A 26,269-nucleotide genomic window follows, 5' to 3' on the forward strand; every position below is an offset into this window, starting at 1 on the left:
TTGAGCATATGGATCGGTACGCTCGAGCTCGAACTCGACGTGCTCAAGTTCAAGGTCAAAGCAGGATTATGCGATGACTACAAGGCGGAGGTCACCGTTACCTCGCCGCGTCTCGATATCGATGGCAAGCTCTGCGTGGGTCGGCGTGCGGGCTTGCAGATCGACGAGCGAGTGGCCGTCCCGTCGGTGAATTATGTCGCGCCTGTCGATCACGAGGCGGCCACTTTCAATGGCATCGTCACGCGCTTCGAACGCATTAAAGCGAACCGCGACGAGGCGACCTACAAACTCCAGATCGAACCTCGGTTTGCCGCGCTTTGCAAGCGCGTGCATGGCTCGGATGTATTCAAAGACATCACCTTTCAGGAGATGGTGACGCGACTGCTGGTCGACCGGAAGAACATCGATGCCTTCGATATCGAGTTCCATCTGGAAGGCGCGCAGGAGAAGATGGAGCAGGTTGTGATGTACGAGGAGTCCGTGTGGGCCTTCGTGACACGTCATGCAAAACGTCGAGGCATATGCTGGTTTTACAAGCAGGGTCGAGGCAAGGATGGTCAACTGGACACGCTCGTGTTCACGGACAATCCGCGCGGGTACGTGCGCTCGATCGACCTACCCCTGCTCTCTGACTCGGGCATGAACAGCAACTGGCATGAGGCTGCACTCTCCGTCAGCGAGACGCGTACGCTGGTGCCGGCCGCCATCGAGTTGTGGGAACGCAATTACCGCACGCCGGAAGATCCGCTGCGGGCAAGCGCTAGCGTTTCCGATGAGGCCAATGACCAATCGGTCTTCGGGCGAATCAGCGGTAGCGCGGGATTTCATCTGACGCCTCAGCAGGGTGAGTCGCGAGCACAGACGCGGCGCGACGAGCAGATTGCAAAGCAGGTAAAGCTTTCGGGCAAGAGCAACGCGAAGGGCATGGCACCTGGCGTGGTGGTCAAGCTGACCAATACGAAGCTGGCGAGCGCTCCGTATGGATTCGTGGTCGAGTCGATGACGATGAAGGGCAGCCGATCGAAACCGGCGCATGTCCGCTTCAAGGCGATGCCCGCGCATCTGGCCTACCGTCCCGACTTCGTTTATGAACGCGACTGGAGATTTCTGAAGGGACCGGTCGTTGGCGTCGTCACAACGTTTGACTCGTCGCCTTATGGCTGCATGGACGAGCATGGCCGATATCCTGTGTTGCCGAAGTTCCTGCAGGGAACGGCTAACACTGACAAGCAGTTGCTGAAGCTGCGGCTGCTTCGTCCGTCTTCGTCGTATCAAGGTGGCTTCCATTCGCCTTTGCTGCCGTCCACGGAGGTTTTGCTTGGTGCGGCGCATGCCGATGTAGATCGCATGCATATCGTGGGAGCGCTCCATGACTACTCGCATCCGGACGTGGTGCACGGCGCCGATGCGATGTTCAGTTACGCAATCTGGCGCGCGCCACTGCTCGGCGCCGAGGTCGTCTTCAATGATCTGCGAGGCAAGGAAAGCGCGCGTATCGCCACGGTCTACAGCCAGACGGCGTTCAATCAGGGCTATCTGCTCAACAGTAAAAAGCTTGCGCGAGGCGAGGGCTTTGAAGCGACCACCCAGGCTTGGGGGACCGTGCGCGCAGCGAAAGGACTGTTCTTTTCGGCCGATGCGGCGGCTGGCGCTGATACGCCGCACTTGGAGATGCCTGCTGCCGTCGCGCAACTGAAGGCCGCGCTACAGTGCGTAACGGACCTTGCAGCGGCGACCACCCAGGCCAAGGGCGATCCTGCTGACCGGGCCGCGCAAGCGGCGCTGCTGGACGGGCTAAACCAATTGAGCGATGCCGGATTGCTGGCGAGCGCTCCCGGCGGCATGGCGTTCGTGACGCCGAAATCGGTCCAGCACTCGGCGGGCGAAAACGCCATTGTCACGGCGGGTGCGGATATGGACGTAAGCGTCGTGAGGCGGCTGCGCATGGTGGCGGGCGAGCTGATTTCATTGTGCGCGCACAAGCTGGGCATCAAGATTTTTTCGAAAGGGAAAATCGAACTGCAGGCTCAGAGCGCTCCCATGGATATCTTTGCCGATCAGCAACTTCACGTGTCCAGCGCAAACGCGAACGTGATCGTGAACGGCAAAACCAAAACGGTGCTCGCGAGCGGCGGCGCCGCGATCAAAATTGAGAACGGCAACATCGAACTGATCTGTCCGGGGGACTTCAAGATCAAGGCGGGGTCGTTCGCGTTTGAGGGGCCACAGAACGCCGATACACCAATTCCGATGCTATCCCAAAGCGACTTCAAGTCTACTAAATCTTATCCGCTTACCCGTTAATTCATGATCATCAGCCCACCCTTTCTCCCGGCTGCAGGCCTGGCCGCGGGCGATAGCAACGCGAACCCGCCGAAGCTCGATTCCATGATGGATCTGGTCGATACGTTCGAACTTGCCCACGGCATCTATCCGGTCGCATTTGACCGGCGCTGGCATTGCGGCGTGCACCTGATGTCCTCGACTCAGAACGAGAAGGTACGCGCCATTGCCGACGGCGAGGTTGTCGCTTACCGCGTGTGCCAAAAGGCATACGACGGTGGAGAAGGTACGCCCGACAGTAACGCAGGCTTTGTCCTGCTGAAGCACACGAGCGAGACAGGCGAAGGCCGCACGATTACGTTCTATTCGCTTTACATGCATCTGCTGGACTTAAACGGTTACCAGTCCATCGGCGCTGACGGAAAACTGCTCCCCGAGTTCCTGCGCACGTGTTCGCCCGGCGGCGACTTGGTGCCGCCGCCCGCACAGGCGGGCGGTGACAATCGCAAGGTACGCCGGAAAGACGTGCTCGGCTGGGTGGGTGGATGTCACGGACAACGGCATTTGCATTTTGAAATTTTCATGATTAAAGCAGATTACGAGGCGTATTTTGGAGCTACCCAGCTTGGCCGTTCGACTGCAAGCATGGCCACGAGCAAAGATTGTTGGGGCCATAGCTACTACGTAATTCCTGCAGGCAAAACGTTTCTCAGCCTTCCGCCTGGTGTGGATTCGCATAACAAACTCAAAGGGATAGCTTTCGACGCATTGCAAACGGGACAAGCCGCTGAACAACTTTTCGTGGAGATGTTCTTTTACAGGGGTAACAAGTATACGAACGTTTGGTCGGTAGCCGGAGATGGAAAGCGGATCTCGCTTACCCCCAACCCTGTTAAAGAGACGGACTACGAGTACAGCATGTACAAACGCGCGACGGCCTTATATTCGGCCTGCGCGAGCGATGGTTATGAGCTGTTGCGCTTCGGACGAATTCTTTCGGAGCCCGTCACACTGACCAACGACCTCCAGGTGACCTGGATGCGGATAACGTTCGCGGCCGGACAGGAGGGATACATCGACGTAAGCGATAGCACAATCTTGAAACTGTCGGACGCGGATTTTTTTGCTCTCGCGGGTTGGCAGAAGATAACTGAAGGCAATACGCCGTTTAGTACAGATGGTTTGTGCGACATCGAAGCTTTGAAGCGAATACTCAGAAATGCAACGGACCATCAGACGCCGCAGGATGCTGCGCTGAAGCAGGAGTACAAAAAGGAAGACGTACTCGCTCAGTACGTGAAGACGAACGGGGCGGTTCGAGAGCAACTGCGCGGTTTTATTTGTGAAGCACCTAGCGAATGGGATAGCACACAAAACGAGAAGCGGTATGGCAAGCTCCTAAGCGAGGGCGAGTTCTATCATGGTGATCCAGCCGGTTATGCCGCGTTCATCAAGCTTTTAGAGTCATTTCAGTTTTGGGATAAAACGGGAATTGCCACTGATCAGAAGCTTTGGTTTGTTCATCCGTTGGCGTTCATTCGGCATTTTCGGAAATGCGGATGGATGAGCAAACAGGAACTTTCGAGGATCTACCCCGACCATATGTATTCCAAAAAGGAAACCCCAAATCCGTCCGCCAAGAGGGAGCAATATCGAATTTCCATCAATCTGGTAATCCGAAAACATTTAATATCTACGCCGCAGCGAATGACGCATTTTTTTGGTCAAGGCGCGGTCGAATCATTCATGCTCGCACGAATGATGGAAGCGTCGACAACGCATTTTAAGGCTAGCTTAGCGGAAGAAAACGACGGTTATTACAACGAGAAAAAAGACCATTACTATGATTATCTTGAGGGCCGGTTGGGAAACGCAGAGCTTGGCGATGGGATGAAGTTTCGAGGCCGTGGTCTAAAACAACTTACTGGACGAGAAAACTATGCGAAATACTGGGTCTACCGGGGATGGATAAAAGCGTCTACATTTGATCTGCACTGGTGGACGGATGAACATCGTCGTAGACCAGACATTAGCGAGCCGCAACTGCTTAGCACGGTACCATTTAATTGTATTGATGCAGGTGGTTGGTATTGGGAGGCGGGAGCTCAGCCAAATGGCTTTAGAACGCTCAACTCAGTTGCCTCAATGGCGTCGCTATCGGAGGTAGATGTCAAAAAGATAACCTTCGCGATAAATGGTGGTGTAAATGGTTTGGCAGATAGACTTAGGCACACGCAACGCATTGGGCCAATACTAAATGATGAGACGAATTAGACTATTGTTTTGCATCACAGTATTAAAGCTTTTAGCGGCTGTTTGCAATCCCGTCTTCGCAAGGAACGTTGTGACGAAGCAATATACGGTTTGGACACCCGACTCTTGGCGGATTTACGAAGGTAGTAGGTTTAGTTCATTTGACGGGGTTCCTGCAAACTGCAAGTATTTCCGAGATTCGAAGAAAAAACGCCAGGACATGGCTCTTTCGTTATGCGTGTTAAGTATCAGCCCAGAAGAAGTTTTGCGTCGAGTCGGATTTCAGAGAGTGGAAGATAATATTGTTCGGGTTGGATCCATGGACTCTCAGTCTGCTTTTATAGAGGAGCGATCAGGCCATCTGATGGTCTCGGCAGCTGCATCGTGCGGAGTATCAGACGGCGCAGGATTCCATTCGGCGTTAGGTAATTGCTATTCTGCAGCCATTTTTGGTCGTGATATTAGTATTGCGCTAGAAACCGATGGCACGGAGCCACTTGCTATCGTGCGCAAGGTGGCTAATTCAGTGTCCCTTCGAACACCTGGCCAAATAGAATTCTTCAGAAAAAAAGTCGAAAACTTTGGACTTGATGACCGATAAAGCAATTCGGACTGTTTTTATATGGCGTGTTTTCTAGCAAGCAGTCTGGCTATGTTTTTACATGAGACCGATTTTCATACTACCCAAACTTCGACTCGCGCAGTCGGGATAATATCAGCTTGTAATGGAAGGAACGGGTATCGATGACAAAGTTCGCAATGCCATATATTGCTTGTGTTAGCTGAGAAATTTTTTGAGTGAGGTTAAAGCTGAACATATGAATGTCATAAATCAACGAAATCTTGCATGCCATTTTTTATCGGCCTTAGCTTTGATGTGTTTTGCGCTGCACGCCGATGCAATTGGAATTCCTGCAGCGGTTCAGACCGCTGTGGACACGCACATGGACGCAAATCACAAATTGCAGTCACCGATCATCGACGCGGGGCCTGCAATGGAAGGAGTGTATATCTATTTCGTGACGAATACTTCCGACGAGCCAGGTTATACGAAAAACAACAGGCCTTATATATTGGATGCTTTTCTACTTTTCTCCGACGCAAACCATCTTTGGCATCATCTTTTGTTTGATCGCTACATAAAGGATGACGGTGTACCGGAAATTTCCACGGTCTTCTTCATGAATGCAGATCACAATTCCGGAGATAAGGAGGTAGTTATTTTGGTGCGTACACCACTTGAACATTATGATTATGGTGGTGAATATTACGATGGTTATGTTTACAAGCTGAGAGGAAATGCACTGAAAGGGGCTGTTTTTGCAGGATTAAAAATCGATGCCAGTGCGCCGTTTATGGATCAATGTGAATGTGATTCTAGAAACGGGAAGTCCTCGCATGCGCTGTACAAAGACGCGGAATCGATGCGAAAAGTGCTTGCAAAAAAATATCCTGTTATTCCTAGATAAGTAGAAAGATTGATTGTGTTTGCTTTCAATACGCGGACCATCCTAACCGACTGGTCCCGCCAAATGAAGAGTTTCTGGTACCCACATCAAAGCGCACGCGAGTAGAAGTTGATCTGAGTCGACTTTCATAATTTCTTTATTTTAAGTGACCAAATTGGTACTAGAATCGTCCTCGTGATCACTGTGGTCTTGTCCTCTTCATCCAGAGGCAGAGGTGTTTATAGCGCCTCTTTTAGCGGCGATCGAGCAAGGAGTGTGGTAGAAAATCAATTCGGCATCGAAGTCTTGAATCTCAAAATAAAGACGACACAATCATTCGATGCAGGATATATCTCCAGTTTAGGTTACAGCGTTGCAAACCAAAGTAATCCTTCGACCATGAAATCCCCCATTCGCGAATACGACAAACTCGAACATGGCGGCGAAGTCACAAGCGGCTCGCCGTTCAGCATGTTCATGGGGCGCAGACTTGCGCGTTTAGGAGACACCGCACAATGCGACCTCCACGGCGCGACGATGATCGTTGAGGCCGACACGCGCTTCCCCGACCGCGACGGTCAGCCATATGCGATGCATTACCATCGCTGCGCGTGCGGTTGCCGGCTGATTTCTTCTTTACAAAACGTTAACTTCGCGTAACGCATGCCGGTTGATCTGTCTGAAGTTGGCGCGTCTTATCCCTATCCCGACCACGGTCCGCGGCTATTTCCGTGGCTCGGTATCTGGCTTTCGTGCTGCGCGCTGGGCGTGCCCCTGATGCTCCTCGGCTGGCCTTCGAACGAACCCACCACCGGCTCGTCGTTCTGGTGCGCCATCATCGGCGTGCCAAACCTCGTGTTTCTCGTGCTGCTGTGCATTGCGCGCGTGGGGTACGAGGCGTTGTGGACCTACGCGGACAATCGCAACCAATGCAGGACAAAGAGGCTCGCCGAACGGTTGCGCATCGCGCAGAGATCCTTGCAAGTGCTAGGTGTGGGCTACTGTTTACCGTTGGTGCAGTCGAGCCTTCCTGATGTCGTCGCGGCGAAAAAGCTGCTCTTTACGTCGCAACGGCCACGCCAGGGCTTTGGTTATGTGGTTCACAACCGCTTTGATGAAGAGTCGTGGTCAGATGATCCAACTTCACTCGTAGCTAAGCCAGAGGACGATCTTGGCGTGCAAACCGGCACTTCGCCGATGGAAGCATCGCGGCGCGTTGCGACTGTTGTTCTGAAACTGGTTCAGGCGATCGAACCGGTCGCGCCTGCTATGCATGCGTTATCTCACTACGGGCCTCAGTATGCACCGCTCGTGCGTGTGCTGGCTCCGTCTAGCGAGGTCGACAAAGCCGAGGAGTACGCGCGGGAAGCATTGCGTATCGCGGGTCTGCCTGCGCTCGATTGCACTGCCGTAACGGATGCGCACGGATTGATGATGGCCGACGGCTGGCTGGACGCGCGCGAACGGCGCGCGCTGCTAATTCTCGCCTATTCATGGCGTGAAACGAATCCACCCGAAAGAAGCAGTGAGGCTGCGGTCGCCGTATTGTTGGACGCTGGCTTTTATCAGCTGCCGGAATCCGTGCAAGCGCTCGCAACGCTGCATCGCCCCATTGAAGATCAGGCCGAAGTCGGTACGCTTCGCGACCTCGCGCTCAATGCGGCACTGTGGGGCAAAACCGAGCCGCACAACATCACGCATGCATGGATAACGCGGCTAGACGCCGAACACGATCGCGCGCTGCTCACCGAGTTCAAGAAAGCCGTCTTTACCGATATCGCGTCGCACGAAGCGCACGGCCGTCTTGATCGTTTCGTCGGCGACACCGGAGCCGCCACGCCGTGGCTTTCCATCGCGGCTGCAATCGAAACCGGCGCTAACGGCCCGCATCTGATCCTAGATCGGACACAGGCTGCCATTCTTCACGTACAACAACGAGCGCATGACCACCCCGAGCAGCAACCTGAAGTCGCTTGACTCTCAAAATCCCGAACGCGCCTCCTCGACCTTTCTCAAGCTTTGGGGTGTGCCGTTGGCCGCCATTCTGTTTGCTACGGTGCTCGCTTCGCTCGCGTGGTGGGGTCATCCTGGCATCACGGGTCTGAACAATCTCGAAATGCGCATTTCTGCCTTGCTCAAGATTTTTGGCACGCTCGGCGTCGTGTTTGCATTGCACGTCGCCGCGCTCTGGCTTGGAATTTACGAGAAGCTCGCATACCGAATTGGCCGGATCGGAGACAACCAGCAGCCCGAGCGAAAGCAAAAGTACGACGCCCGCCTGAAATATCTCCACGACGAACTGCGTACGTCATTCGGCTGGCGCTGGCGGCGCGCCATGCCGTGGCTCATGCTCACGGGTGACGACGCGCTTATCGACTCCGTAGCTCCGGATCTCAAACAGACCGGCGTGATGCGCACGAGCGATATTGTGCTCGTGCATGCCGAACCCAACGGCATCGATTCTCCAACGTGGCGCCGCCAGCTTCGCCGCTTGCGCAGCAGACATCCGGTCGATGTAGTCATCCCAGTGACGCGGATGAGCGAGTCGTTACCTTCCGACGACGAACTGCCGCGCACGCTCTCGACACTGGCTCGCGATCTTGGTTGGGCTGCACCAATCGTATTCCTTCACGCTGTCAAGGCGAGCGGCGACAATCGAGACGGCTTGCGTTCGGTCGGCGCTTTCGTAACTGCAATGCCGAACGCCGACAGCCAAGCGACGGAGGCGACGCTGGACCATCAACTTAACTTGCTCGAAAAAGTGACCGCCGATGCAGGCGTCAAGTTGTGCGCGCGGCCCGCGCCGATCCTCTGGCTCGCCCAGGTGTCGCAATACATCAGTTCACAGCGCGAGAATATGGCGAAGACGTGGCAGGTGCATTGTGTGTCGAAATGGCGGTGTGCTCCGCTTGCCGGTGTGATGTACGTGCCGGTATTCGCCGCGCCTGCCGTGCCCACGCCCGTACCGGCTGCGCAAGAGGACATCGCGAAGGACGTCGCGGAGCGTCTTTCCGAGCGCGGCAGTGTCGCGCGAGATCAACCTCGCGCATTGCAGTTCGTCTGGCGCGAGATCGGTACGCGTGTTAAGCCGCACGATGGTCGTCGAATTGGGTTCGACTGGTCAAGGGCGCTTGCAATCGTGGTAATGGTCTCGGCGGTTGGCTGGTGCCTGGCAATGACCGTGTCGTTCATCATCAACCGCTCGCTGATCAACGAAGTCCAAACAGCCGCCGATACCGCCCTGGCCGCCACCCCCGCCACCGCCGCGGCAATACGCGCTCAACTCGCCCTGCAACAACAAATCGACACACTGGAATATCGCCAGCAACATGGCGCACCGTGGTACATGCGTGCAGGCCTGAATCACAACGATCGGATACTCGCTGCGCTCTGGCAGACCTATGCAAGCATCGCGGCGCGCAACCTGCGCGATCCGTCCGCCCATCAACTCGAAGCCACGCTCACGCAACTCGCTCAGTCTCGCGCCGACGCACTGCCCAGCACCGAGGAGCAACAGCGCGACTACGACGCGCTCAAGACGTATCTAATGCTGGCGCAGCCTCAACATGCAGACGCTGCCTACCTCGCCAAGCAGTTGCCGACCACGTGGCCCGCAATCGCCGGCATGAGCACGGGCGAATGGCTCGACACCTCACAACGGCTCGCGTCGTTCTACGCGTCTCATCTGCGCGCGCATCCTGAATGGCGACTCCATGCATCGGATGATCTGACCCAAGCCGCGCGCAACATGCTCGTCAATCAGATCGGCCTGCAGAACTCCGACGACACGCTCTACCAATCCGTGCTGGAGCAGGCGAAGGGCAAATACGCCGATATGTCGCTCGTGACGCTGATCAACGGAGCGGACGCACGCGGCTTATTCACGACGACGCAAACCGTACCGGGCATCTACACGCGCGCCGCATGGGACGGCATGATCGGCGAGGCAATCGACAAGGCCGCCAAGGAAGGGCGCGTGGCGGCGGACTGGGTGCTCGCCGACGAACGCGCCGCGCGCGTGCCGGGCGCGGCGCTCGAAGCGCATCAGGACATCGAGGAAGTGAGGCAGCGCCTGCGCGCGCGCTATTTCGCAAGCTATACCGCCGCGTGGCAGGCGATGCTGAACAGCCTGCAATGGCAGAATGCGACCAATCTAGGCAGCGCGATCACGCAGCTCACGCGCTTGACCGATGCGCAGACCTCGCCGCTGATTGCGCTGATGAAATCGGTTCAGTATCAGGCACAGGCGGGACGTCCCTCGCAAGCGCTCTCGGACACGCTAGTGCGCAAAGCACAGGACCTGATCGGCAACAAGACAGGCATCGCGAGTGCTCAGGAAGTCGATCCGCTGGACAAGCCTTTTGGGCCGCTGCTCGCGCTAATGGGCGAAGACCTCGTAACGGGTACAGAGAACAAGTCGAACAGCAAATCCGGCAAGACTGCGGCCGACTTCAGCGGCGTGAACCTCGCGCACTTCCTGACGGTGGCCACAACTATGCGTCTGAAGCTGCAGCAAATCGCCACCAGCACCGACGCCCAGGCCATGGCGCGTCAAATGGCACAGGCGGTGTTTCAGGGCAAGCTTTCGGAACTCACGCAGGCACGCGACGATGCCGCGCTTACTGCCGCAAGCCTTGGCTCGCAATGGTCGGGCTTCGGCGACGCGCTGTTCTCGCGGCCCCTCGACGTGGCGTGGCAAACCATTCTGCAACCGGCCGCGGCCAGTCTGAACGAGGCGTGGCGCTTGTCGATCGCCGCGCCGTTTGCGAGCAGCTTCAACGGGCACTACCCATTCTCGGACACCGACGCAGATGCCTCGTTTGCCGAGCTAGGTCGCTACATCAAGCCCGACACCGGACTGATCTCGCGCTTTGTGACGACACAGCTCGCAGGCACGCTTCAGCCTGAAGGCAATGCGTGGGCGCCGAACGAACTCGCGCCACAAGCATTGCAGTTCGATCCGGAGTTCCTCTCGGCACTGCGCCAGTTGTCGACGCTCGGCGCGCAGTTGTACGCGCAGGGCGATGCCAGCTACCGGTTCCAGCTCATGCCGCATCCAAATCCGGACGTCACCCGCAATATCCTGAGCATCGACGGCGCGAAGATCGAGTACTTCAATCAATTGGAGACTTATACCTCGATTGTGTGGCCGGCGATCGGGCAAAGCGGCTCCAGCGGCCAGAACGGCCGTGTACAACTGACGTGGGAGTCGCTCGACGCCGGAGCACGCATTGCTTTCGCCGCCAACGGCGACTGGGCATGGCTGCGCTTGCTCGCTACTGCTCAAGTCAAGCCGCTTGACAGCACCACCTATGAGCTGACCTTCAATCAAGGCAACGGTTTTCCTCTGCAGTACGACCTCAAAGCGCAGGTCGGCGCGGGGCCGCTCGATTTGCTCAAGCTGCGCGGCTTCAAGATGCCGCAGCGCGTGTTTCTCGTCGGCAAGGGTGTGATGATGCCCGCCGGCGGACTGTCCTTGCCACCTCTGCCGCCGGAGATGCGACCATGACCGCGCCTTGGAAGCATTCCGCGCTTGAGCACGAGAATCCGTTTCTCGAATACTTCGACGCGGAAATGCGCTACTTGCGCGCCGCATCGGGCGAGTTTGCCAAGGCCCATCCTGATGCTGCCCGTCGTTTGGGTATGCGCTACGGCGAGGTCGGCGACAGCGTGCGCGCCACCTTCGAGGGCTTTGCGCTGCTTATGGCGCGTTTGCGCATGAAGCTCGACGATGGCGGCCCGGAATTCACCGAAGCGCTGATCGACAACATGTACGAGCATGCGGCGCGGGCGATTCCCTCGCTGTCTATCATCGAATGCATGCCGCTTGGACACGGCACCGAGAGCGCGGTGCAGATTCCTGCGGGCGCCGTGGTGCGCTCGGCGCCTGTCGGCCCCGATCGGATAAAGTGTCTCTACCGCACGACGCAGGCCGTCCAGCTACTGCCACTTTCAGTCAAGGACGCGGAGGTTGCGGTGCGCGATGGTGGATGCACGGTCATCCGCGTCACATTCAGGTTGTGGCTGGGCGAACAGCGCGAGGCGACGGACCTGTCGCGCATTCGTCTGTATCTGCACGGCGAGCGGGCCGCCGCGGCCGCGCTCTATGCGGCGCTGACGCGTCATGTCACCTCGATTAGCCTGCGCTTGCCTTCGGTGCGCAATGGCGAGTTACAGCCGCTCGAGGGCGTTCAATTCGAAGGGGCGGGCTTTGGCCCGACTACGCGGCTGTGGCCGGTCACCGAGCCCGAGCGCGACCGCACGCTGGATCGCGAGCAGACACTGCTGGAATATTTCGTGTTCCCGCAAAAATTCCACTTCGTCGATCTGTGCGGCTTCGACGCCTCGATGCTGCCGGCGGGCGAATCGCAGATGACGTTTGAAATCGAACTGAGCGGGCGCGTACCGGGCGATTATCCGGTGTGTCGCGAGAGCTTCCGTCTGTTCTGCACACCAGTGATCAACCTGTTCGAAGTGGATGCGCTGCCGCTGCGACCTACGGACTGGCATGATCGCGAACATCGCGTTCAACCCGGCGTGGCGGGGCACGTCGAGCCGTATCACGTGCTCGCAGTGACCGCCGCAGATCCGGAGGACAGCGCACGTCACGCATATAGCGCCTTCACGAGCTTTCGCCATCGCGGCTGGACGCTGCAGTACGAGAAGCCAGAGCGCTATTTCCATACCGCGATGCGTTTAGGCGTGACGGGCCGGGAGCTTTGGCTGACGCTATCCGGGCAGTTGTGGGAGCGTCTCCACGCGGACGCTGCGCACGATGAGAACCGTCCGCAACCGGATCGCCATCTGACGGTGAGGGCACTGGCGAACAATGGACGCTTGCCGCGCATGGCGCTTTCCGAGGCGACGATCACCGAGACAGTGTCGGGCTTTACCGGTATCGCGTCGGTGCGCAACCTGAGCGCGCCGACGCTGCCGTTGTATCCGCCGCGCCATCACCCGGAGTACGACTGGCGCTTGCTCGGCCATTTCACGGCGGGCGGCGCGAATGAATTGAACATGATCGGGATGGTGGGCGCACCTGCATTTCGCGAGGCGCTGGAGCTTTACGACTGGTCGCCTGACGACAGTACTCAGCGGCGCATCGATGCTATCGAAGACGTGTGGTTGGCCGAGCATGAGTCGGTGGGCAAAGGACATATGCGACGCGAGGTTCGCGTGTACGTGCGCCTCGACGCTAGGGCATTCGACGGGCCGGGTGACGCAGCGCTGTTCGGTGATGTGCTAAGCCGGTTCGTGGGCCGCTATGCAAGTTTTCATCATGCGATGCGGTTGGTGCTGGACGTCGAGGGTAAGCAGACCGTGTATCCGGTGATGGAGTTCGAGGGGGCGCCATTTTGATTCGCGATACCGCAGCGCGTCAATCACTACGGTCGTCGCCCGCGACGTCTGCCGGCGGCTTGCGCAATACCTGTGTTGTCTGGAATTGTGGCGTGGCGCTGCCGGTCGACGACGGCTTCGTCGCACACTGTCCGTACTCGCGTGAGAGACCGCTTCAAGCCGCTCTCCGCACTTCCTTTTCCGCCGCGAACCTGACCACCACAACCAGCCCATGCGGTTCCGCATCCCTTAACACAACCTCCGCGCCGATCCGCGCCGCCACCGTGGCGACGATCGACAAACCAAGACCCGAGCCTTCGGTATCCGTGCCGAGCACGCGATAGAACGGATCGAACACACGCTCCCTTTCTTCCGCCGCAATGCCGGCGCCGGAGTCCTCCACGCGAATGAACGCGCGGCCATCGATCACGCCGGCCGATAAATCCACGCGCCCATCTTCCGGCGTATAGCGGATGGCGTTATCGACGAGGTTCTTCAGCAAGATCGAAAGCTCGGCCTCGGGCACGTCGATCACCACGTCATCCTCCGTACTCGACACGCCGATGTCCAGACGCTTCGCCTCGGCAAGCGGCATCAAATCCTCGAGCACGTTGCGAAAAACTTCCTGTACACGCAGCCTGCTCGGCTTGCCCACGGTCTTGTCCTGCACGCGCGCGAGCGTGAGCAACTGATTGAGCAGCGCACGCGTGCGCGCGAGACCTCGCCGCAACGAGAACAATCGTTCGCGCGCGGCGGCGGGCATCTCCGAGGCGTCGAGGCGCTCGGCTTGCAACGAAAGCGCCGTTAGCGGCGAGCGCAGTTCATGCGCGGCATCGGCGACGAAGCGGCGTTGCATCGCCAGCGAAATGTCCACGCGGATCAGCAGGCGATTGATCGCCACGACGAACGGCGTGATCTCGGAAGGAACCGTATCTTCCGTGAGCGCCGAGAGATCGTGCTCGGGACGCTGATCGAGATCGCCCGCCAAAAGCGCGAGCGGACGAAACATGCGGCGCACGAGCCAATGAAGCGTGATGAGCAAAACCACCGCGAGCGTGCCGAACGGAATGACGGTGGCAAGCGCACTGTTGCGCGCAATCTCGTCGCGCCCCATGGTCTTCTGTCCGACCACGACACGCACGCCGTCTTCGAGCGTCTTCACGATGATCCGCCAGCGCAGGCCAGCCACGTTCGCATACTGAAGGCCGTCCCGCAGGTCGGCGGAGAGCGCGAGCGGCGCGCGTTCATCGAGTGTCTGAATCACGATCTTCGATGCGAAGTCCACACCCGGCACATCGGCAAGCGTTTCGCGGCGCATGACGGCGAGACTGCGCGGCGTCACGAGCGCGGTGATCTGCTTGAGCTGCCCGTCCTGCAACTCGTTCGCCTCGTGAAAAGCCGTCTTGAACGCGATGAAGCCGCCGATGAGCGCAATCGCCACGATCAACACCGACAGCCATGCCGACAAACGAAACTGGAGCGAACGGTTCATGTCTGCTTCGAGACCATCCAGCCCACGCCGCGCACATTCTTGATCGCCTGCGCGCCGAGCTTCTTGCGCAGCGAATGAATCAGGAATTCGACGGCGTTGCTTTCGACTTCCTCATTCCAGCCGTAGATGCGGTCTTCGAGTTCCGTGCGCGAGAGAATGGCGCCGGGGCGCAGCATGAGCGCCTGAAGCAACGCAAACTCGCGGCTCGACAGACGCGTGACGTTGCCCGCGGCCGTGACTTCGCGCGTGGCGGGATCGAGCGAGATGATGCCGTTCGACATGACGGGCGCCGCCTGACCGCTGCGCCGCCGCACCACGGCGCGCATCCGCGCGAGCAGTTCGGACATCTCGAAGGGCTTGAGGATGTAATCGTCCGCGCCTGCATCGAGGCCACGAATACGCTCTTCCACCGCATCGCGCGCGGTGATGATAAGTAACGGAACCAGATTGCCGCCGGCCCGCACCGCGCGCAACACGTCGATGCCGTCCTTGCCCGGCAAGCCCAGATCGAGCAGGGCAACGTCGTAGCTGTGCGTTTCCAGGCTCGTCAACGCAAGCCGGCCGTCACGCACCCAGTCGACAGCGTAGCTGCCGTCCTTAAGGGTGTCTTGCACAGCTTCGCCGATCATGCGGTCGTCCTCGACCAGCAACACCCTCATGCCATTTCTCCGTGAGCTCACCTTCGCCCCCGCGCGCAAAACATCTGCGAAAGGGGCGGCAAAAGCGACTTTACACCGAGTGAGAAGGGGGATGGGGACATCGGCATGGAGGATGCGTCTTCTTGACTGAGTCTGAAGTCTCGAAGCGTAGACTTAGCTGGTGCTTAGGAATAAAAGACCAGGCGAATCGTTTGCTCGATGGGTCATGCCATCCGCGAAAACCCGCATCGCCGCCAATCCTAAGCTTGAGCTAAGTCTCGGCTGCAACGGTGTCGCTCTGCACGGAATCATCGCCCGCCCGTTCGCCCATAAGACAGACATGACCACCACCGCGCCCACGAAAAAAGCCCCGCGACGGCCGCCTTCCGCCGTTCTCGCCCGCCCGTTGGCCTGGGAACATTACGATCTCTCGCAGTCGAATGTCATGTTCGAACGGCTCCCCGCGCCGGGCGAACTCGCGCTCTGGCTCGTGCCTACCGAATTCCGCTTCGTGTCCGCATCGAACGTCGGTCTTTGGCTCACGGTCGCCGAGCGCAAACGCGCGCGCATTCATCCAAACGCGGCGGTGGGACGGCGCTTCGGCGTCGGACGGGCGACGCTTCGGCTGCTGCTTTCCGGGGTGCTCGCGTGCCGGCAACACGAAGTGAAGCTGGAGGAAGGGCCCGAGGAACGCATCGTGGTGGCGAATCTGCGCGATGGCCAGTCGGTCGGCGTCGACATCGCTTATTGCGGTATCTGGATCGTCATTGCGATGGCGGCTGACAGAGTAGGGCTGAAGATAGCGCCGAATCTGTTCGCGCCGCGCGATACGAAGGATTTGTTCGCAGCCGCACGAGCGCGCGCGGAACGCGGTGAGGTGCGATCGCTGCAAGAGCGGGCCGCGCAGGAGACGACATGGCATACGCTTCCGCTGCTCTTGCCGGGCGAAGCGCGTGGCGCTGTCGTGCTCGAAAGACCGTTCGAACGCGTGCGAGCGTTTGGCTGGGAGCGTCCGTTCGATGCAATCTGATCATCGGGGCTAAGCGTCCGCTAAGGAATCGATTGTTATTCTGCGGAGACTCACGGCTCTCACGGAATACTTCGACATGCAAATCAATACGGAAACGCAGGACCGACACGACCTCAAGGTACCCGCCGTCACGCTCGGCTTCTGGCTCATCAAGATCGCGGCGACGACGCTCGGCGAGACGGGCGGCGATTGGGTCACGATGTCGCTGAATCTCGGCTATCTGGTGGGCTCCGCGATTTTCGCGATCCTGTTCGTCGGCTTCGTCATGGCGCAGGTGCGGGCGAAGGGCTTCCATCCGTCGTTCTACTGGATCACCATCGTCGCGACCACGACGCTCGGAACCACGCTCGCCGACTTTGCCGATCGCTCCGTTGGGCTCGGTTATCCGGGCGGCGTCTCGTTGATCGTCGTGTGCCTGGTGCTGTGCATCTTTCTTTGGTATCGCGTGGAAGGAACGGTCGCGGTGTCGAGCGTGACCACACCGCGCGCCGAATGGTTCTACTGGATCACGATCCTGTTCTCGCAAACGCTGGGCACCGCCGTCGGCGACTGGCTCGCAGGCGACGATCGCGGCGGCCTCGGCCTCGGCTACGAAGTGAGCGCGCTGATTTTCGGCACGCTGCTGCTTGCCGTGTGCCTGATGTACTTCTTTACGCAGATTTCCCACACGCTGCTCTTCTGGCTCGCGTTCGTGCTGACGCGGCCGCTCGGCGCCACGCTGGGCGATTTCTTCGATAAACCCGTCGACCAGGGTGGACTCGCTTTCAGCCGCTTCACGGCTTCGGTCGTTCTCATCGTGGCCATGGTCGCGGCTGTGTGGATCACGGATCGAGTCGATAAGCGCAAGGCAGCGGCGTATCCGTGACCTGAGTCACGCAAAAAAGAATTTTGACGCGCTATCATCCGGGAAAACCCGTATTTGTCCGAGTGCCGGCGATCCCGGCCGACGACGAATCGGCATTGTCCCTTTGCATCGGCGCCGGCCAAAAGCCGTGTCCGATCTCCGACCGGATGTCGACCCATGATTGCGATCGTCTTTCGACGAGCGGCTGACCGCCTGCTCGTAGCAGATCCCGGCCTCGCGCGCTTCGTCACGGCGCTTCGTGCGACGCTCGCCACGTTGATTAGCGCCTTCATCTGCATCGAAGTGGCCGCGCGATTCGGGTCACCGCCGGTGGTCGCCGGACTAGCCGTGCTGTTCTGCATGATCGCCCCGCTGTTTTTGCGCGATCACACGCTGCGAGGCTGGTTAGTCTCCCTCTCTTCCCTCTATCTCGTCGCCGTATCGAGCTTTGCCACGGCGGCCGCGCTCGATGCCGTGCCGTTCGTCGCCGATGCGGTGTTCATCGCGCTGCTTTTCGCCGGCATGCTGGTGCAGGCTTGCGGACCTCGAGCGCTTGGCAGCGCGCTGATCGGCATCGTGGCTTTTTACTTTGGCGTGTATCTGCATCCATCGGCGAACGAGGCTGGTTTGATCCTCGCGCTGTCGATGGTGGCGCCGTGCGTGATCGTGTGCGTCGCGCGCGGAATCGTGCCGCAACGCCGTATCGCCGCAATACAACTGGCGATTCGCACCGTCGCCTTGCGCGCAAGAGACGTGCTCCGCGAAACGCACCGCGCGGGGCGCATGCACACGGCGTTGTCCTCGATAAACGAAGCGGCCATCGCCTTCGAAGACCGGCTCGCGCTTCTAGACCCGGACGACGCCAGCGCGCTGCGCGAAGCGCTCGTGGAACTCGAAGTCGCCGCAGGCCAATATGTCTTCGATGCAACGAGCCGCCCCGCACGCGAAAGCGCCTTCCGCTCGGCGATTGCGAAGCTCGAAGGCATCGAGACGACGGATTCGAAGCGCAAGAACGCGCCGCCGCCGCGCAAGAGAATCGACATGAGCCAGCTACGCACGAGCCTTTCGTGGCTGCCCGCCTTGCGCACGGGCGCGGCAGCGCTGATGGCCATGCTCGCGGGTCACGTGCTGTCGTCGGAGCGCTGGTTCTGGGCCGTCATCACGGTGTTCGTCGTGTTCCTCGGTACGCGTTCGCGCGGCGACACGCTGTATCGCGCCATGCAGCGCATTGCCGGAACACTCGCGGGCGGACTGGTCAGCGCGCTTCTGGTGACGAGTCTGCACGATCAGCCCGCCGCGATTGCAGCCGCCATGCTGCTCTGCGTTTTCGGTTGGGCGTACTTCATCATGAGCGCATACGGGCCGGGCGTGTTCTTTATCACCGTGCTCGTGGGTCTGGTCTATGGCGGTCTCGGCCTTGCCGTGCAACCGCTCGTCGAACTGCGGATCGAAGAAGTGGCCATAGGATGCCTCGCCGCCTTGATCGCCGCGTTCACCGTCAAGCCGCTCGATACCACGAGCCATATCGAGGCGCGCTTCGTCGGCGTGGTCGATGCCTTGATCGAAGGCGTGAGCGCGGCTTCAGCCAATGCGGATGAAAACCAGGGACGGGCCGCCGCCGCGGTCAGAGCGCTGGATCGTCAATGGCACGACTTCCGCGTTGCATTGCGTCCGCAGCGCGTCTTTGTTTGGGAGCCGCGTTACGAGCAGATCGCCGGAGCCTTGCAGTGCTGCGTCCACAACGTGCGCGCCATGCTCAGCGAGCGCTCCGATACGCGACAGGATGCAGGCAGCGAACACAGCTTCGGCTCGGTGATGGCGCGGCCGGAAAGCGTACGCGCGCGTTATGCACGGCCGATACGTAACACGCTGCCTATCGATACCCGCACCAGCGATGCGCTCGTCTCGCTCGATGGCGCCGTCGCGATGCTTGCGTCACGCATTCGCGATGCGCAAGCCAGCCGCGATATCTCCGTCACGTGGCGCACGCTTGCTTCGTTACGGGCGCGAATCGGCTTCCATTGAGGCAGACGGCACGTGCGGTTAATTGTCGAGATAAGGCGCGAGGTCTCGCGTCGCATCCGCGAATTTGGCGCTCAGATAATCGAGCAGCGCACGCACGCGCGGGGCCATGTACTGACGCCGCTGAAACAACGCATGCACGGGCGTGTCGGGGCAACGCCATTCGGGCAGCAGAACCTCGAGCCTGCCAGCCTGCAGATCCGCGCCGATGTCCCATATGGACTTCATCGCCACACCGTGTCCTTCGAGCGCCCATTGCCGCGCGAGTGCGCCATCGTTCGTCTCGCGTGCATGCGTGAGCGGCGCGGTGAAATTCTCGCTGTGGGCGTCGCGCATGAAACGCCATTCGTTCGCCACGCCAGCAGCTGAACTCAGCAAAATGAAGCGATGCCGAGCGAGCGCCGCGACGTTCTCTGGCCTGCCATGCGCCTCGATATAAGCCGGTGACGCGCATAGCGTGCGACGGTTCGGAGCCATGCGCTTAGCGATCATCGTGCTGTCGGCGGGCACGCCGAAACGGATCGCGAGGTCGATATCGTCGAGTAGCAAATGCGACAGCGAGTCCGACAACACCAACGCAATGCTCACCTCGGGATGCATCTCGTTGAAGGCGTCGAGCCATTGCGTGAGGACATGGCGGCCGAAATCCGACGTGGCCGAGACGCGCAACTTGCCGCTCACCACGGCGCGTCCGGCGTGCAGCGCGGCGTGGGCGTCGTCGAGTGTTTGCAGCGCGTGCTGGCAGTGCGACAGGTATGTGCGGCCTTCGTCGGTCAGTCTCAGACTGCGCGTGGTGCGCTCGAAGAGTTGCACGCCGAGCGCGCTTTCGAGTCGCACGAGCCGCGCGCTGGCCGCAGCCGGCGATAGATCGAGCTTGCGGCCGGCCGCCGAAAGACTGCCAAGCGCCGCTGCTTCGACGAAGAGCCGGATGTCACCCAGGTTATCCACGCGCTGCCGCTCCAGGTTTGGTAGGTGGGACGATCGCGCCGAGGTGCGCGTGGGTATCATACCCGCGCCCTTATTTGCTCACCACGCCGAGTTGCTGCAGGAACGCGAGGTTGTCTTCGAGATGCCAATTGTCGGTAATCTTGCCGTCGCGGATACGGTAGATATCGGTCGCGATGAAATCCACCGGTTGTCCGTTGCCCTGCACGCCGTTGAACGTGCCGGTGAAATGGCCCGTGAAGTGCAGATGCGTGACGACGCGGTCGCCCGTGACGATCATCTGTTCGACCGAAGCGTGGACGTCCGGCACGGCTGCATGAAACGTTTTCGATGCAGCCAGCGGCCCGGCAATGCCTTGCGGGCGGCCGGGCGGCAGCGTGCGGTCCGTGAAGTCGTCGGCGAGCGCGGCGCGTGCCTGAGCTTCGTCGCCGGTAGTCCAGAACGTGTCGTAGGTGCGGGCCGCGTGAATCTGCCGCGCCGCCTGCTGCTTCGACAGAGTTTTGTCGACGATAAGCGTCTGCGGCTCGACGAGGTTATCGGCAGCGGACGCCGGCAGCGCACTTGCAACAAGTGCTGCACCAAGGGCAGCGGACACGATACGTAAGAGCGACATGATGTTCTCCGTGAATGGCTGTTCGTATGAGGTTTAAGCGGCGCAACGCGGACTTTGGTTATTGCTTGCAATGCGCCTTGCATGAAAGCCATTCTGCGTTCCTCGATGTCGCTTGATAATGGGTCTGCCTCTTGAATGATTCTTCAGCGAAACCAAAAAGTGCCGCGCGTCTTCAAGCCTTCGCGGCTGGCGGATAAATCGTGATGCCGAAGCGCGACGCGGCCTCGCGCATGCGGGCCTTGTCCGCGTCGGTCGGGTCGTGCGGGACGACCTGGCCGCTTTGCGCATCGGCACAAGCATCGACGAAGCGGTCGAAGCCTGCGGGCGTGCAGATCACGAGATAACGGGCTGTCTGCGCCCCGGAATTGATGAGCTGATGCTGCGAGCCACGCGGCAGCACCACGGTCGAGCCAGCCAGCAAGCGATGCCGCGTACCATCGACGATGGCATCCAGTTCGCCTTCCAGCATCAGCAGCGTCTCTTCCTCATTCTCGTGACGATGCATGGGCGTGGCGCGTCCGGCAGGCGAGAACATTTCCAGCATGCAGTAAGCATCGTCCGTATGATTGCCGGACACGAGCAGGCGAGCGCGGGAACCGCCGAAATCGTATTCGACCGGGTTATCGTTCAACATGAACATGAAAAATTCTCCATATAGTTCGTATGACGTACTAATGAGACATGAGCCGAAATCGCTCTCACCGCGCTACTCTAAGCGAATATCGGCCATGCATTGGGGGCAGCCGTGCCACGTCTTTCACGCTAATCTGTCGCGAATGACGCCATGAAGAATCTCAGCCAGTTCGTTAATTTTTCTGCTGTCGCGCGCCACGGCAGCTTTGCGCAAGCAGCACGTGAACTCGGGCTTGCGCCTTCATCCGTGGCGAAAAGCGTCGCACGCTTAGAAAAGGATCTCGGGGCGCGGCTTTTTCACCGGACCACGCGCGCTGTCACGCTCACCGAAGAAGGACGCGCGCTGTTTGCGAAAAGCGCGCGCTTGCTCGAAGAAATCGAAGCGCTCGATCTGGACTCTGTCAGCGACAACGACGAGCCCGCAGGCGTGCTGCGCATTGGCGCTCCGATAGGCTATGGCGTGCGTGTCGTGTTGCCGGTGCTCGCGCGTCTGCGCGAACGTTATCCGCTGCTCGAATTCGATCTGCGTCTTTCCGATGGACGCGTGAGTCTCACCGACGAAGGACTCGATGCGTCGATCCGCTTCGGCGAGCTCGAAGACTCGTCGCTGATTGCGCAAAAGATCGACGAGCAGGCGCTCGTGTTGTGCGCGAGCCCGACGTACCTCTCGCGGCACGCAAGAATTCGCGCGGTGAGGGACCTCGAAGATCACACGTTGATTGCGTTTCGTCTGCCGACGAACGGGCGCGACCGGCCGCTCGAATTCATCGAGAACGGAGAAAAGGTATCGGTGGAATCGCAAGCGCCGTTTCGCATCAGTCACGGCGAGGCGCTGGCGGAGGCCGCGTTGCTCGGTATCGGTCTTGCGCAGATGCCCGAGTTTTTCGCGCGTCAGTATCTCGCGGCGGGCGCGCTCGTCGAAGTGCTGGCGAGTTGCCGCCCCGCGCCGCTTGTCGTGAATCTCGTGCTGCCGGGCTCGCGTGTGCGGCCCGCGCGGGTACGCGCGTTGGTCGAAGCATTCACGGCAAGTGCCTGACGCGCAAAGCCTCAATGGCCCGTTTCGCGCTTGCTCTGCTCGGCGACGGTGAGAATGGCTTCGGGCATGACCTCGAGGCGCGCCTTGGGAATGGGGTCGCCGCTTTCGTCGGAAAGACCGTAGCTGCCTTCCTCGATTTTTTGCAGCGCGCGCTGGATGTCGGCGATACGCAAGTCGTTCACGTTGCGCAGTGCCTGATTCGATACGTATTGCTCGCGTCGCTGTGCGTCGTCTTCGTATTCCTCGGCTTCGGCGCCTTGTTCTTCCTGTAGATTTCGCTCGCTCGCAATCGTGCCTTCTTCGTTGCCGAGCAATTCGCGCTGCAATGCTTCCAGACGTTCGCGCTGCTTTGCGATGAACTCGTCACTCAAGCCGTTTTCGTCGGTGGCCATGATGGTGCCTCGAGTAAGTGTTCATCAAACGTACGCTTCGGCAGTCGGCATTGTCAAGGCAACTTGTTCGTGGCCGTGCTCCGACAAAAGCAGGGCCGCTCAGGTCTCGCTCCACATGCGCAGCAGATTGTGATAGCAGCCGACGAGCGTTCGCTTTGCGGCTTCATCGCCTTGCGTGGCGTTCAGGCGTTGAATGGAGTTGTCGAGATCGAAGAGGAGGGCGCGTTGAGCGTCGTCGCGCACGAGGCTTTGCGCCCAGAAGAAGCTCGACACGCGTGCGCCGCGCGTCACGGGCCGTACTTGATGCAGGCTCGTCGCGGGATAAACGATCGCATGTCCCGCGGGCAATTTCACTTCCTGCACGCCATACGTGTCTTCTATGACGAGTTCGCCGCCATCGTAGTCTTCGGGACGGGACAGGAAGAGCGTGACGGAGACGTCGGTACGCACGCGTGCGCCATGACCCGGCACGATACGGATTGCGCCATCGACATGACTGCCGAAGTGCATGCCGCCTTCGTAGCGATTGAAGAGCGGTGGATACACGCGATTGGGCAGCACCGCGCTGATGAAGAGCGGATGCCGTTCGAGCGCGCCGACGATGGCGTCGCCCATTTCATGCGCAATGGGCGAGCCTTCCGCGATCTGCCGGTTATGTTTGACCGGCGCGCCCTGATAGCCAGCGGTTGCGCGGCCGTCGACCCATGAGTCTGTAGCGGCTTCAAGCCGTGCGCGCATGGCGGCGGCATCTTCTGGCGTGAGAACGCCGGGTATGGAGAGGATCATCGTTCTGGCTTTTCAACTGCGCGCGCCGCGCCTTGGTTCGGCGTGGCGCGCGCAGGCACATCAACGGAAGCGGTAATTCAACGTCGCGAGGAAGGTGCGGCCGTAGCCCGGCACCGCGCGTCCGCCATCCGACGGGATCAGCGCGTCGTAGTAACGCTTGTCCGTCAGATTCAGCACGTTGAACTGGATATCGTAACGCTTCTGATGATAGGCGGCCATCGCGTCCCAGCGCACGTATCCGCCCACCTGAACGAGATTGTTGTTCGCTGCATAGCGCGAGGACACATACGAAGGCCCGCCGCCGATCTGCCATGCCGGCGTGAAGTCGTAGGTCGTCCAGAAGTTGAGCATGTGATGCGGCGTGTTGGCGAGCGTGTTGCCGGTCGTGCCGTCGAGCGCCTTCTGCACGGTGCCGTCCATGTAGGTGTAGCCGCCGAACATCTGCCACTGCTTCGTGATGTGGCCCGCGACGCCCAACTGATAACCGCGCACGCGGACGTCGCCATCGAGCGTGTATTCGCCGGTCGAAACCTGCGTGCGAGCGTTGGTCTTCTCGATGTTGAAGAGCGACTGCGTCACCGAAAGGCCGCCGTTCAGCAAGTCCCACTTCGAGCCGACCTCGTAAGAACGGTTCTTTTCAGGCGGCGTGTTCTGCTGATTGTTGGTGAGCGTCAGTGCTTCGAGCGACGGGTTGAACGACGTCCCGTACGACACGTAATACGATTGCCAGTCGGCCGGCTGCCACACCACGCCGGTACGCACGCTCGTGAAGAAGTTGGTCTGCGTGGCGTAACCGGGCGCGTTGATCGAATTGTTGATCGACGCTTCATAGCGGTCCCAGCGCACACCGCCAATCCACTTCCAGTTCTCGCCGATGGACACCGTATCGTTCAAATAAAGACCAATGCCGTTCGCGCTCGACTCGGCCAGATTCGTCGCGACTTCACGATAATTCGCCGGGCGCGGCACGTATGCCGGATCGACAAGCGGCACGATGGCGAGCGTATTCGAAGGCAGGCCGGGCGTGGTCGCCGTGAAGCTCTGGTTGCTGTAGGTCTCGTGACTCAGATCGACGCCGACGAGCATGTCGTGCTTCAGGAAGCCGGTTGCGAACTTGCCCTGAAGATCGGTCGTGTTATAGACCGAGTGATCGTTGATGTTGCGGTCCTTGCCCTGCAGCCGCACGAATAGCGACGACAGCGGCAGTGCCGTGTAGTTGCCGTTCGCAAGCGCGGTCGAGGTTCCGAGCGGACCCGTCAGCACGGCTGCTGCGTTGGTCGCGCGCGCCTCGGTGCTGTAGTGGCTGAACTGCGTCTGGTTGCGCAACGTGAACATGTCGTTGAAGCGATGTTCCACACGCGCGTTCACCGTCTGCACGTCCTGGATCGTGCGGTCGTCCGTGAAGCCGTAGAAGGTTTTCCTATCGACCGGCGCGGGATGGCCGTTCAGCGGCGGAATGCCATAGTCGGGCTGATCGTAGTTATGCTGGATCAGCGCGGACAAGGTCACCTGCGTAGGCGTACCGATGCCGAACTTCACTTCCGGGGCCACGCCGTAATCCTTGTTCTTCATCTGATCGCGGGTCGAACCGAGATCCTGTCCGAACGCGTTGATACGGAACGCGGAGGTATCCGTGAGCGGCTGGTTGATGTCGACCGTGCTGCGATAGCGGTCGTGCGTGCCCGCTTGCACGGAAACATCGGCGCGAGGCTTCAGGTTCGGCTGCTTGCTGACCTGATTGATGACGCCGCCCGTGGAACCGCGCCCGAAGTACAGCGACGACGGGCCATACAGCACGTCGATGGATTCGAGATTGAAGGTATCGCGATAGTACTGGCCGCGGTCGCGAAAGCCGTCGAGATAGATGTCGGTGCGCGCCGTGAAGCCGCGCAGGTTGATGTTGTTGCCGATCTGGCCGCCTTCGGCCGCGCCGAGGGTTACGCCCGGCACATTGCGCAAGGCGTCGGAAAACGAACTCACCGCTTGCGATTGCAGCACTGCTTTCGGCACGACCACGACGGCCTGCGGAATGTCGCGCAGCGCCGTCGGAACCTTGGCGCCGACGCTCGAGACTTCCGGCTGGAAGTCGGCTTGCTGATCGGCCTGTCCCGTGACCTTGACCGCCGGCAGCGCGGCGGTTTCCGGTGCGGATGCGTTGCTCACCGGGGCATCGGCCTGGGTCGTCTGCGTCACTTGCGGGGCGGTTTGCGCGTAAAGCGGCGCCGCAATCGGCGCAACGGTAAACGCGGCCAACGCCGCGGCAAGCGGTGTTTTCCTCAACATGTCGTTCCTCAAATTTTTTCGACCGCATGCGTGTCGCTGACGCATGCGCAATTGACTTGTTATTGGCTCGGCATCCACGAATCAGAAATAAGCCCTTAATTCAGGTGAATGCGAATCACTATCATTACACAAAGGCCGAAATATTTGGAAAGAATTTCACAATTCCAGGGAACTTTTTCCGAAATGGTCAGGCGAATGTAAGGGTGCGTACAGTGCCTGTACTAAATGCGTAA

Annotated in this window: 20 protein-coding genes; 12 read left to right on the forward strand and 8 right to left on the reverse strand. The window is 59.7% G+C overall.

The genetic code is table 11. The features are described 5' to 3' along the window. Positions 1–39: 39 nt before the first annotated feature. The 8 genes from P9250_RS03595 to tssF all read left to right on the forward strand — a co-directional run bounded on the left by P9250_RS03595 (position 40) and on the right by tssF (position 13,343). Entirely contained in the window at positions 40–2,304 is a 2,265-nt protein-coding gene (locus P9250_RS03595) for a type VI secretion system tip protein VgrG (protein ID WP_310391128.1), read from the forward strand. 3 nt (positions 2,305–2,307) lie between these two features. Beyond that, complete coding sequence (locus P9250_RS03600; RefSeq protein WP_309854260.1) at positions 2,308–4,557, forward strand: peptidase M23; 2,250 nt, start codon at positions 2,308–2,310, stop codon at positions 4,555–4,557. Between the two features lie 70 nt (positions 4,558–4,627). Further along, positions 4,628–5,137, forward strand: coding sequence for a hypothetical protein (locus P9250_RS03605; RefSeq protein ID WP_309854255.1), 510 nt, complete (start codon positions 4,628–4,630; stop codon positions 5,135–5,137). A gap of 193 nt (positions 5,138–5,330) precedes the next feature. Further along, positions 5,331–6,005 (forward strand): hypothetical protein, encoded by a 675-nt coding sequence (locus P9250_RS03610; protein ID WP_310391130.1) that lies wholly within the window; start codon positions 5,331–5,333, stop codon positions 6,003–6,005. 378 nt (positions 6,006–6,383) lie between these two features. Then, positions 6,384–6,644 (forward strand): PAAR domain-containing protein, encoded by a 261-nt coding sequence (locus P9250_RS03615; RefSeq protein WP_404989511.1) that lies wholly within the window; start codon positions 6,384–6,386, stop codon positions 6,642–6,644. 195 nt (positions 6,645–6,839) lie between these two features. Further along, entirely contained in the window at positions 6,840–7,961 is a 1,122-nt protein-coding gene (locus P9250_RS03620) for a hypothetical protein (RefSeq protein ID WP_310391133.1), read from the forward strand. Continuing rightward, a complete protein-coding gene (locus P9250_RS03625; protein WP_310391135.1) occupies positions 7,927–11,493 on the forward strand; it encodes an ImcF-related family protein in 3,567 nt (1,188 codons plus the stop codon). Before P9250_RS03620 ends, P9250_RS03625 begins: the two co-directional genes overlap by 35 nt. Then, a complete protein-coding gene (gene tssF, locus P9250_RS03630; RefSeq protein WP_310391137.1) occupies positions 11,490–13,343 on the forward strand; it encodes a type VI secretion system baseplate subunit TssF in 1,854 nt (617 codons plus the stop codon). Before P9250_RS03625 ends, tssF begins: the two co-directional genes overlap by 4 nt. Before the next feature lie 154 nt (positions 13,344–13,497). On the opposite strand, the gene P9250_RS03635 is transcribed toward tssF, so the two are convergent. Further along, entirely contained in the window at positions 13,498–14,814 is a 1,317-nt protein-coding gene (locus tag P9250_RS03635) for an ATP-binding protein (protein ID WP_250511736.1), read from the reverse strand. Further along, positions 14,811–15,473, reverse strand: a complete 663-nt coding sequence (locus P9250_RS03640) for a response regulator transcription factor (protein WP_244831123.1) — start codon at positions 15,471–15,473, stop codon at positions 14,811–14,813. Before P9250_RS03640 ends, P9250_RS03635 begins: the two co-directional genes overlap by 4 nt. A 424-nt stretch (positions 15,474–15,897) precedes the next feature. Between P9250_RS03640 and P9250_RS03645 the strand changes: the two genes are divergently transcribed. The 3 genes from P9250_RS03645 (at position 15,898) to P9250_RS03655 (ending at position 19,351) form a co-directional block, all read left to right on the forward strand. Beyond that, entirely contained in the window at positions 15,898–16,482 is a 585-nt protein-coding gene (locus tag P9250_RS03645) for a hypothetical protein (RefSeq protein ID WP_244831124.1), read from the forward strand. A 76-nt stretch (positions 16,483–16,558) separates the two neighbouring features. Next, entirely contained in the window at positions 16,559–17,347 is a 789-nt protein-coding gene (locus P9250_RS03650) for a hypothetical protein (RefSeq protein WP_244831125.1), read from the forward strand. A 156-nt stretch (positions 17,348–17,503) separates the two neighbouring features. Further along, a complete protein-coding gene (locus P9250_RS03655; RefSeq protein ID WP_310391141.1) occupies positions 17,504–19,351 on the forward strand; it encodes an FUSC family protein in 1,848 nt (615 codons plus the stop codon). A gap of 18 nt (positions 19,352–19,369) precedes the next feature. Here the strand turns inward: P9250_RS03655 and P9250_RS03660 are convergent, their stop codons facing one another. The 3 genes from P9250_RS03660 to P9250_RS03670 all read right to left on the reverse strand — a co-directional run bounded on the left by P9250_RS03660 (position 19,370) and on the right by P9250_RS03670 (position 21,546). Next, on the reverse strand, positions 19,370–20,296 hold the full coding sequence (locus tag P9250_RS03660) for a LysR family transcriptional regulator (protein WP_244831127.1): 927 nt from the start codon (positions 20,294–20,296) through the stop codon (positions 19,370–19,372). A 70-nt stretch (positions 20,297–20,366) separates the two neighbouring features. Continuing rightward, entirely contained in the window at positions 20,367–20,906 is a 540-nt protein-coding gene (locus P9250_RS03665) for an ester cyclase (RefSeq protein ID WP_310391142.1), read from the reverse strand. Between the two features lie 172 nt (positions 20,907–21,078). Continuing rightward, on the reverse strand, positions 21,079–21,546 hold the full coding sequence (locus P9250_RS03670) for a cupin domain-containing protein (protein ID WP_310391144.1): 468 nt from the start codon (positions 21,544–21,546) through the stop codon (positions 21,079–21,081). Between the two features lie 144 nt (positions 21,547–21,690). On the opposite strand from P9250_RS03670, the gene P9250_RS03675 reads away from it, so the two are divergent. Then, positions 21,691–22,575, forward strand: a complete 885-nt coding sequence (locus tag P9250_RS03675; protein ID WP_310391146.1) for a LysR family transcriptional regulator — start codon at positions 21,691–21,693, stop codon at positions 22,573–22,575. 11 nt (positions 22,576–22,586) lie between these two features. On the opposite strand, the gene P9250_RS03680 is transcribed toward P9250_RS03675, so the two are convergent. The 3 genes from P9250_RS03680 to P9250_RS03690 all read right to left on the reverse strand — a co-directional run bounded on the left by P9250_RS03680 (position 22,587) and on the right by P9250_RS03690 (position 26,036). Then, positions 22,587–22,967 carry a TraR/DksA C4-type zinc finger protein gene (locus P9250_RS03680; RefSeq protein WP_244831131.1) on the reverse strand — a complete coding sequence of 127 codons (381 nt, stop codon included), beginning with the start codon at positions 22,965–22,967 and terminating at the stop codon, positions 22,587–22,589. A gap of 99 nt (positions 22,968–23,066) precedes the next feature. Next, positions 23,067–23,753: a Fe2+-dependent dioxygenase gene (locus P9250_RS03685; RefSeq protein WP_244831132.1), complete on the reverse strand. Its 687-nt coding sequence runs from the start codon at positions 23,751–23,753 to the stop codon at positions 23,067–23,069. 60 nt (positions 23,754–23,813) lie between these two features. Continuing rightward, the gene (locus P9250_RS03690; protein ID WP_244831133.1) at positions 23,814–26,036 is read right to left on the reverse strand and encodes a TonB-dependent siderophore receptor; all 2,223 of its coding nucleotides are present in this window, start codon (positions 26,034–26,036) and stop codon (positions 23,814–23,816) included. Positions 26,037–26,269: the final 233 nt, after the last annotated feature.

It is taken from the genome of Caballeronia sp. LP006, from assembly GCF_031450995.1.
In the GTDB taxonomy this organism is placed as follows: domain Bacteria; phylum Pseudomonadota; class Gammaproteobacteria; order Burkholderiales; family Burkholderiaceae; genus Caballeronia.